This window comes from Bacillus sp. C30 (genome assembly GCF_040838255.1).
Lineage (GTDB): Bacteria > Bacillota > Bacilli > Bacillales > Bacillaceae_G > Bacillus_A > Bacillus_A mycoides.
In genome coordinates this window covers 1-9,149 of the sequence record NZ_JBFPJH010000125.1, presented here as the reverse complement: position 1 = coordinate 9,149, position 9,149 = coordinate 1, and the positions used below count along the sequence as shown (strand labels likewise).

At 37.2% G+C, this 9,149-nt stretch carries 7 protein-coding genes and 1 other annotated feature; of the genes, 6 read left to right on the top strand and 1 reads right to left on the bottom strand.

Annotation, left to right across the window (positions count from 1 at the left end; genetic code table 11):
- Window positions 1-77: 77 nt before the first annotated feature.
- Window positions 78-1,013 (bottom strand): ribonuclease HIII, encoded by a 936-nt coding sequence (gene rnhC, locus AB3X49_RS13245; RefSeq protein WP_367962585.1) that lies wholly within the window; start codon window positions 1,011-1,013, stop codon window positions 78-80.
- Window positions 1,014-1,136: 123 nt separating this feature from the next.
- Here rnhC and zapA point away from each other — a divergent pair, with 123 nt between their 5' ends.
- The 6 genes from zapA to brnQ6 all read left to right on the top strand — a co-directional run bounded on the left by zapA (window position 1,137) and on the right by brnQ6 (window position 8,783).
- Window positions 1,137-1,406, top strand: coding sequence for a cell division protein ZapA (gene zapA, locus AB3X49_RS13240; protein WP_002088902.1), 270 nt, complete (start codon window positions 1,137-1,139; stop codon window positions 1,404-1,406).
- 2 nt (window positions 1,407-1,408) lie between these two features.
- Window positions 1,409-1,948: a CvpA family protein gene (locus tag AB3X49_RS13235; RefSeq protein ID WP_002034246.1), complete on the top strand. Its 540-nt coding sequence runs from the start codon at window positions 1,409-1,411 to the stop codon at window positions 1,946-1,948.
- Window positions 1,949-2,002: 54 nt separating this feature from the next.
- Window positions 2,003-3,721, top strand: a complete 1,719-nt coding sequence (gene polX, locus AB3X49_RS13230) for a DNA polymerase/3'-5' exonuclease PolX (RefSeq protein ID WP_002088901.1) — start codon at window positions 2,003-2,005, stop codon at window positions 3,719-3,721.
- Window positions 3,722-3,740: 19 nt separating this feature from the next.
- Window positions 3,741-6,101 carry an endonuclease MutS2 gene (locus AB3X49_RS13225; RefSeq protein ID WP_367962582.1) on the top strand — a complete coding sequence of 787 codons (2,361 nt, stop codon included), beginning with the start codon at window positions 3,741-3,743 and terminating at the stop codon, window positions 6,099-6,101.
- Between the two features lie 196 nt (window positions 6,102-6,297).
- Window positions 6,298-6,987 carry a 23S rRNA pseudouridine(2604) synthase RluF gene (locus AB3X49_RS13220; RefSeq protein ID WP_367962579.1) on the top strand — a complete coding sequence of 230 codons (690 nt, stop codon included), beginning with the start codon at window positions 6,298-6,300 and terminating at the stop codon, window positions 6,985-6,987.
- Between the two features lie 106 nt (window positions 6,988-7,093).
- Window positions 7,094-7,344 (top strand) — a binding site (T-box leader).
- A gap of 113 nt (window positions 7,345-7,457) precedes the next feature.
- Complete coding sequence (gene brnQ6 / locus AB3X49_RS13215; RefSeq protein WP_002184862.1) at window positions 7,458-8,783, top strand: branched-chain amino acid transport system II carrier protein BrnQ6; 1,326 nt, start codon at window positions 7,458-7,460, stop codon at window positions 8,781-8,783.
- Window positions 8,784-9,149 lie beyond the last annotated feature (366 nt).

Genomic DNA, 9,149 nt, shown 5'->3' with positions numbered 1-9,149 from the left:
AAAATACATAGGCGATAGTAGAGTGGACTAAAGCGAAACAAAAAACAGGAGTTTGTAGGCTCCTGTTTTTGTCGATACTATTTTAATAAGCGAAACGCCTTCTCTGTATTAGCAAAATGCACTTTCACAAACTCAGGTAGTCTTTCTTTACCGACTTTTTGAATTAATTCAGCAGCGGCAATATCAACTTGTTTACCAGCACCTTTCGGAAGTTGCATACCAGCTTTTTTGCTTAGTTCGTCAAATTGTTTTACGAATGAGTAACGAGCTAAAATGGAAGCGGCGGCTACTGCTAAATGGACACTTTCACCTTTTGTAGCGAAGTAAACATTTTCACGCTGTACCTGTTTTTGTTTCGCTAAATATTTATAGTATGTATCAGGCTGTGTAAATTGGTCGATTAAGATACCTTCTGGTTTTGTAGGCGCGATTTTTGCCAATAAGTTTGTGATGGCTTTGTTATGCAGTAAAGCTTTTAGTTTACCTTGGTTGTTTCCTTTATCAAATAGCTCGTTATATTTTTCATTATGAAGAACGAGGGAGCTGTAAGGAACAACGTGAAGGAGTTGTTTTGCAATCTCAGCAATTTGAGCATCATTTAAGTTTTTGGAGTCTTTTACACCGAGTTCTTTTAAAAGTGGAATTTGCTTCGCATCCACATATACAGCAACAACTGTCATCGGTCCGAAGTAATCACCAGTACCTACTTCATCGGACCCTAAAATCGACATTGTACCAATAGAAGAAGGTGGTGCATATTGATGCGAATTGACCGATTTTTTTACAGCGGATTTTGGTGTTTGAGAGACAGTTTGCCAACGAGAAGCCTCTGCTTCAGCACGTCCACCTTGAAACATTACTTTCCCTGATTTATAGGCTGTAATTGTGCAAGATGGAACCTTTGCCATAAAGATACCGCCTTGCGGAATTTTGGGGCTAAGTGCTTGTTTGTATTGTTGTTTCATGCCTTCAATTACTGTAGAACTTGTTTGTATTACGATAGAATTTGACAAAATGGTCGCTCCTTTTTTATGTTGTTATTTTTATCATATCGGATTGTTCTTTCTGTTTCCATATTATGATGGTTCATGGTATGATAAACTTTAGGATTCTGTACGTGATTGGAGGCCGGTGAGTTGTCACAACAAAAGGGAAATAAAAGTCGAATTAATGTAGAAATATATGGCCAACAGTATTCAGTTGTTGGCGATGAAAGTACAAGTCATATCCGCATGGTAGCAGCGATTGTGGATGATAAAATGCGCGAACTCAATGCCAAGAATCCTTCGCTTGATACGAGTAGACTAGCGGTATTGACGGCGGTAAACGTCATACACGATTACATAAAATTAAAAGAAGAACATGAGAAGTTGAAAGAAAGTATGACACAAAAAGGAATGGAATAAACATGATTGATATTATTATCATTTTATTGCTTGTTATGGGATTTTTCCTCGGTTTACGCAGAGGATTTATTTTGCAACTTGTAAAGTTAACAAGCTTTATTATCGCATACCTCGTTGCATACTGGTACTGTAAAGATTTAGCGCCAACGCTTGCGAAATTTATTCCGTATCCATTCGATAAGAATGTATCTGTTCCAGAATGGATAGATGCGAATAATATTGAGGGTGTCTTCTATCAAGCAATTGCGTTTATTGTATTATTTATTATTACAAAAATCGCACTTTCACTACTTGGTAATTTACTGAATATGTTTGCAGAAATCCCAGTTTTAAAGCAAGTCAATGCGGTTGCTGGGGCACTTCTTGGCTTTTTAGAAGTGTATATCATTCTGTTTGTCTTAATTATTGTTGGAACAATTCTTCCAATTGAACAAATACAAACACCATTACAAAAATCATCAATTAGCAAAATAATTGTAGACGATACACCGATTCTTTCTGAAAAGGTGAAGGAACTATGGCAGACAGGTAGCAGAGTGTAACTTCTCTTTTTTCGGAAAGAGAAGTTTTTTCTATGAAAGAAAGGCGGGGCAATGATGAAAGTGAATAAAAAACAAGTTATCAAATTACTAGAGACAATCGGCCTATTTATGGAACTAAAGGGCGCGAATCCATTTAAAATATCTGCATTCCGTAAAGCGGCGGCAGCACTAGAAAGTGATGACCGTAGTCTTTCTGAAATTGAAGATTTCACAAAGATTCCAGGTATCGGAAAAGGAACGGCAGCAGTTATTCAAGAATATATAGAATCGGGAACATCTGAAGTACTACAAGAACTTGAAAAAGAAGTACCAAGCAGTTTATTACCACTATTAAAACTACCAGGCCTTGGTGGTAAGAAGGTGGCCAAGTTATACAAAGAACTTGGTGTTGTTGATATGGAAACGTTAAAAGCTGTTTGTGAAGAAAATAAAGTACAAGCTTTAGCTGGATTCGGTAAGAAAACAGAAGAGAAAATATTAGAAGCAATTGATCAAGTAGGCTCTCGTCCAGAGCGTTTACCAATTGCGATGGTATTGCCTATTGCCGGGGAAATAGAGGAGAAATTGTCGAATGTTGCTGAAATAATTCGTTTCTCACGCGCTGGTAGTTTACGCCGTGTTCGTGAGACAGTGAAGGACTTAGATTTCATCATTGCAACGACAGAGCCAGCAGTAGTGCGTGAACATTTACTACAATTTGATAATATGATTGAAGTGATTGCAAGTGGAGATACGAAAGTATCTGTTCGTCTTCAATATGAATATGATATTTCAATTGACTTCCGCTTAGTAAAACCAGAAGAATTTATTACAACTCTTCACCATTTCACAGGATCAAAAGACCATAACGTAAAAATGCGCCAAATTGCGAAAGATAGAGGCGAGAAAATTAGTGAATACGGTGTGGAAATCTTAGAGACAGGTGAAGTGAAAACATTCGAAACAGAAGAAGCATTCTTCGCCCACTTTGGCCTTCCATTCATCCCACCAGAAGTGCGTGAAGATGGAAAAGAAATTGAATTAATTAAAGAGTATCCGAACTTAATTCAGTTCTCTGATATACAGGGTGATTTACATATGCATACAACGTGGAGTGACGGTGCTTTTTCAATTGAAGAAATGGTACAAGCGTGCCGCGCTCGTGGATATAAATTTATGGCAATTACTGATCACTCGCAATACTTGAAAGTAGCGAATGGTTTAACGAAAGAGCGTCTTCGTGAACAAGCGAAAGAAATTGAACGTATGAATGAAAAGTATCCAGACATTACAATTTTGCGCGGGATTGAAATGGACATTTTACCAGATGCGACACTTGATTTTGACGATGAAGTATTAGCAGAACTAGATTATGTCATTGGAGCCATTCACTCTAGCTTCTCACAAGACCGTGAAACGATTATGAAGCGTCTTCGCACTGCACTTGAGAATAAGCATGTCACAATGATTGCCCATCCGACAGGACGTCTTCTTGGGCGCCGTGAGGGTTACGATGTAGATACAGATTTATTAATCCAGCTCGCAAAAGAAACAAATACAGTTTTAGAATTAAATGCAAATCCAAACCGTCTAGATTTAAGCGCGAAATTATTAAAACAAGCACAAGATGCTGGTGTAAAAGTAGCGATTAATACGGATGCCCATACACTTGAAATGTTAGAAGATATGGAAACAGGTGTAGCAGCAGCGCGTAAAGGTTGGATTCAAAAAGATAACGTGATTAACACATGGGATATTGAACGTTTATTAGACTATATTAAACGTAATAAGTAATACAGGGGGGACCTGCAACATGTTAGAACGAACGTTGCGTGTATTAGAATACAATAAGGTAAAAGAACAATTGCTTGAACATACAGCATCTTCACTTGGTCGTGATAAAGTGAAGAATTTAGTGCCAAGCACAGATTTTGAAGAAATTGTGGAATTGCAAGAAACAACGGATGAGGCAGCGAAAATCATCCGCTTAAAAGGACATGTACCACTTGGAGGGATTTCTGATATTCGTTCAAATATTAAGCGTGCGAAAATTGGAAGTATGTTAAGTCCTCATGAATTAATTGAAATCGCAAGTACGATGTACGGTAGTCGCCAAATGAAACGTTTCATTGACGATATGATTGACAACGGTGTTGAGCTTCCAATTTTAGAAACACATGTCGCGCAAATTGTGTCTTTATATGATTTAGAAAAGAAGATTACAAATTGTATTGGTGACGGCGGTGAAGTAGTCGATAGCGCAAGTGACAAATTGCGTGGCATTCGTAATCAAATTCGTACTGCGGAAAGCCGTATTCGTGAGAAATTAGAAAACATGACGCGTTCTTCAAACGCGCAAAAAATGTTATCAGATGCAATTGTAACGATTCGTAACGAACGCTACGTAATCCCGGTAAAACAAGAATACCGCGGCGTATATGGTGGTATTGTTCACGATCAATCTGCTTCTGGACAAACATTATTTATCGAACCGCAAGTAATCGTGGAATTAAATAACGCACTTCAAGAAGCACGTGTGAAAGAAAAACAAGAAGTAGAACGCATTTTAATGATGTTAACGGAAGAAGTAGCAGTGGAAGCTGATATTGTTTTATCAAACGTAGAAGTAGTTGCAAATCTTGATTTTATTTTTGCGAAAGCTCTTTATGCGAAGCGAATTAAAGCGACGAAGCCAATCGTAAATAATGAACGCTACATGGATTTAAAACAAGCACGCCATCCGCTTATTGATCCGGAAATTATCGTGCCAAATAACATTATGCTGGGTAAAGACTTTACAACAATCGTTATTACAGGACCGAATACAGGTGGTAAAACAGTTACACTGAAAACAGTCGGTATTTGTGTCTTAATGGCGCAATCTGGTCTTCATATTCCAGTAATGGATGAATCAGAGATATGTGTATTTAAAAACATCTTTGCTGATATCGGTGATGAGCAATCGATTGAACAAAATTTAAGTACATTCTCTTCTCATATGGTAAACATTGTAGATATTTTAGAAAAAGCTGATTTTGAAAGTTTAGTCCTATTTGATGAATTAGGTGCTGGGACAGATCCGCAAGAAGGGGCTGCACTAGCGATTTCTATTTTAGATGAAGTATGTAACCGTGGTGCTCGCGTTGTTGCAACGACGCATTACCCAGAATTAAAAGCATATGGATACAATCGTGAGCAAGTTATTAATGCGAGCGTTGAGTTCGATGTGAATACATTAAGCCCAACGTACAAATTATTAATCGGTGTACCAGGACGTAGTAACGCCTTTGAAATTTCGAAGCGTCTTGGTTTGTCTGATCGCGTTATTGATCGCGCTCGTAACCATATTAGTACAGATACGAACAAAATCGAAAATATGATTGCAAAGCTAGAAGAAAGCCAAAAAAATGCAGAGCGCGAACGAAAAGAAGCGAAAGAGCATCGTAAGCAATCTGAAAAACTTCATTGTGAATTACAGCGTCAAATTATTGAATTTAACGATGAGCGCGATGAAAAATTATTAAAAGCGCAAAAAGAAGGGGAAGAGAAAGTCGAAGCTGCGAAGAAAGAAGCAGAAGGCATTATTCATGAACTTCGTCAATTGCGTAAAGCACAGCTTGTAAATGTGAAAGACCATGAGCTTATTGAAGCGAAGAGCCGTCTAGAAGGGGCAGCGCCAGAGCTTGTGAAGAAACAAAAAGTACATGTGAAAAATACAGCGCCGAAACAACAGTTACGATCAGGTGATGAAGTAAAAGTGTTAACGTTCGATCAAAAAGGTCAATTGCTTGAAAAAGTAAGTGATACAGAGTGGAGCGTACAAATTGGTATTCTGAAGATGAAAGTGAAAGAATCCAATATGGAATACATTAATACACCGAAGCAAACTGAGAAAAAAGCAGTCGCAAGTGTGAAGGGTAGAGATTATCACGTGTCGTTAGAGCTAGACCTTCGCGGCGAACGTTATGAAGATGCAATGATGCGCGTTGAAAAATATTTAGATGATGCACAGCTTGCAAGCTATCCTCGTGTATCAATTATTCACGGTAAAGGAACAGGAGCGCTTCGCCAAGGTGTACAAGATTACTTGAAGAAACATCGCGGCGTGAAAACCTACCGCTACGGTGACATGGGCGAGGGAGGCCTAGGCGTAACAGTTGTCGAATTAAAATAGCAAACAACCAAACAAAAGGGGAAACCATTATATGTTTATGGACAAACTTGCAAAAGTATTGTTAGCTTGTTGCGGAATATTTTTGGTAATTGGGGTTATTTATTTAGTTGTTTTTGCGAAGTAAAGGAGCGTCAATCTTGGCATAATGATATTGCCATGGATTGACGCTTTTAATCTATAAGAAAAGGAATAAAACATGAAAATCAACCAATACATAAGCGAAGCAAAATCCTGCTCAAGACGTGAAACAGACCGTCTCATTAAAGCAGGACGTGCCTGTATTAACGGTGAAGTATGTACGCACGGTGCACTCGTTAATGAAGGTGATATTGTATCGATTGATGGGCAAGTTATTGCAAAAGAAGAGAAAGAAAAGGTGTATATTGCCTTCCATAAACCAGTCGGAATTACTTGTACAGCAGCCGAACATATTGAAGGAAACATTATTGATTATATCGATTATCCAGAACGAATCTTTCCTGTTGGACGATTAGATAAAGCATCGGAAGGACTCATCTTATTAACGAATGACGGTGCGATTGCGAATCAAATTTTGCACGGTGATCATGAGCATGAGAAAGAATATGTTGTCACTGTTGATAAGCCGTTTACAGATTGGTTTATTGATGAGATGTCTGGTGGAGTGAAAATTAAAGATGGAATGACGAAGCCGTGTAAAGTAACGAGAGTCGATCAATCTACATTTCGCATCGTTTTAACGCAAGGAATGAACAGGCAAATTCGTAGAATGAGTCGTGCTTTCGGATTTACTGTAACAAAGCTAAAGCGAGTGTGCATTATGAATATAGAGCTAAATGAGCTTGAAGCTGGAAAATGGCGAGACATTACACCTAAGGAATTAGAAATATTAATAAGGCAGTTATAGGGAGGAAAGTTTTCTCCCTATATTTTTTGTCAGAAAAAATAAAACTATTGATTTTTTAAAAAATAGCCCATATAATAAAAAACAACAAGTTTCGACAACATATTTTATAAAAGTAATGATGAGGACATGAGTTGTTTTTGACGATTTTCAGAGAGGGAAGCCTTAGGCTGTGAGCTTCCTAATACGGAAAGACAAACTTACCACCTCTAAACTTCAAGAGTGAACTGCAGATGCATTGTAATTCTTGGCGGATAAAACCGTTATCAATTTACACGAGCTATAAAATGAGCTTATTTCGTTATAAATTCATTTTATTAGAATAAGGGTGGAACCACGATTTCAACACTCGTCCCTTTGTTAGGGACGGGTGTTTTTTGCGTTCTTTTACGGGGAAGTATGCTTGAAAGAGGATATGTGATGGATTTTAATTCAGAATATTTTGTTAATAAAATAATTAGGAGGTAGTAGAAATGAAGTCATCTTTAAAGTTTTCTGAGATGTTTGCAATAAGCTTAATGTTATTTGCACTGTTTTTCGGTGCCGGTAATATGATTTTCCCACCAGCGTTAGGGCAAGGTGCTGGAACAGATGTATGGATCGCGTTATTTGGCTTTATCGTAACAGGTGTAGGACTGCCTTTATTAGGAGTTATTGTTATAGCTCTAAAGGGAGATATTAATGAATTAGCAAGACGTGTACATCCTGTATTCGCGCTAATTTTCATTACTGCAATTTATTTATGTTTAGGCGTATTTGTTAGTGTGCCACGTACAGGGACTGTTGCTTATGAAATGAGTGTTGCACCGTTTTTACCAAGTGAGATAGCTGGTCAATCCTATCCACTTGTTATCTTTACATTTATTTTCTTTGCAGTAACTTTCTATTTAGCATTAAACCCATCGAAATTAGTGGGGCGCATTGGTAAAGTGTTAACTCCAATTTTATTAGCTGTTATTGCAATTATTGTAGCGAAAGCAATTATGACTCCAATGGGAGAGTTTGGTGCCCCTACAGAAGCGTATAGTGCCCCGCTCTTTAAAGGTTTTATTGATGGATATTTAACTTTAGATGGACTTGCAGCACTTGTTTTCGGAAATGTTGTGATCAATGCTTTAAAAGCAAAAGGCATTACAAATAAGAACAGTATTGCGAAAGTAACAATCTTTGCAGGATTTATTGCAGCACTTGGCTTACTTCTTGTTTATTTAGCACTTGCTTACCTTGGAGCTTCAAGTGTTTCACTTGGAATGGGAGCAAACGGCGGAATTATTTTAACAAACGTCGTGAATCATTTATTTGGTAGCTACGGAACATTATTACTAGGTATCGCAATTACAGCAGCATGCTTAACAACTTCTGTCGGTATTGTAGCAGCTTGTGGAGAATATTTTTCTTCGTTATTACCAAAGCTTTCTTATCAAAAAGTCATTTTCATTTTCTCTGTATTAGCATTTATGGTAGCAAATCTTGGTTTAACTCAGTTAAACGCATTAGCATTGCCGATTTTAATTGCAATTTACCCAATTGGTATCGTACTGATCGTATTATCACTTGTTGAAAACTATATTCGTCTTCCATTAGCTATGTATGTAGGCGGTATTGTAGGCGCATTTGCAATTAGCTTCTTTGATGGATTGCATAATGCCAATCTTCAAGTAGCGGCCCTTGCTCCTATTTTAGATAAAATTCCATTATATAGTGTAGGGATTGGTTGGCTAGTTCCGGGTATCATTGGAATTGCAATTGGATATGTAGTTTCTTTATTTCAAAAGCAAGAAATTGCTGTAGAAAAATAAGGGAAAGAGGCTTTCTTTAAAAGAAAGCCTCTTTTTTTGTAGGAAAATTATATATAGAAGAATTCAGATATTAAAAATTTTATACGTAATATAGTTGACAAAAAAATTACCAGTAGGCTAAGATTGACTTAGTTGTGGAAATATTGGAAGGGAAGAGGTTTTCTATGACTATATCATTTTTGTAAGAAGAGGTGATAGAACGATAGAATTAGGCGGTTTATTTTTTTTGAAATTCGTTGAGAATGATAATCAATAAAATGATGAAAGAGTTTTATGTTTATTCTTATAGGAAAAATTGGTGGGATTATTTTTTTGTCTATCAATGAGAATGATAATCAATATATTTCTAACTACATAGTGTTACTC

Coding starts and splice junctions, on each gene's coding strand:
- AB3X49_RS13220 (WP_367962579.1), top strand. CDS start 6,298: ATGAAAATCAACCAATACATAAGCGAAGCAAAATCCTGCTCAAGACGT.
- brnQ6 (WP_002184862.1), top strand. CDS start 7,458: ATGAAGTCATCTTTAAAGTTTTCTGAGATGTTTGCAATAAGCTTAATG.
- polX (WP_002088901.1), top strand. CDS start 2,003: ATGAAAGTGAATAAAAAACAAGTTATCAAATTACTAGAGACAATCGGC.
- AB3X49_RS13235 (WP_002034246.1), top strand. CDS start 1,409: ATGATTGATATTATTATCATTTTATTGCTTGTTATGGGATTTTTCCTC.
- AB3X49_RS13225 (WP_367962582.1), top strand. CDS start 3,741: ATGTTAGAACGAACGTTGCGTGTATTAGAATACAATAAGGTAAAAGAA.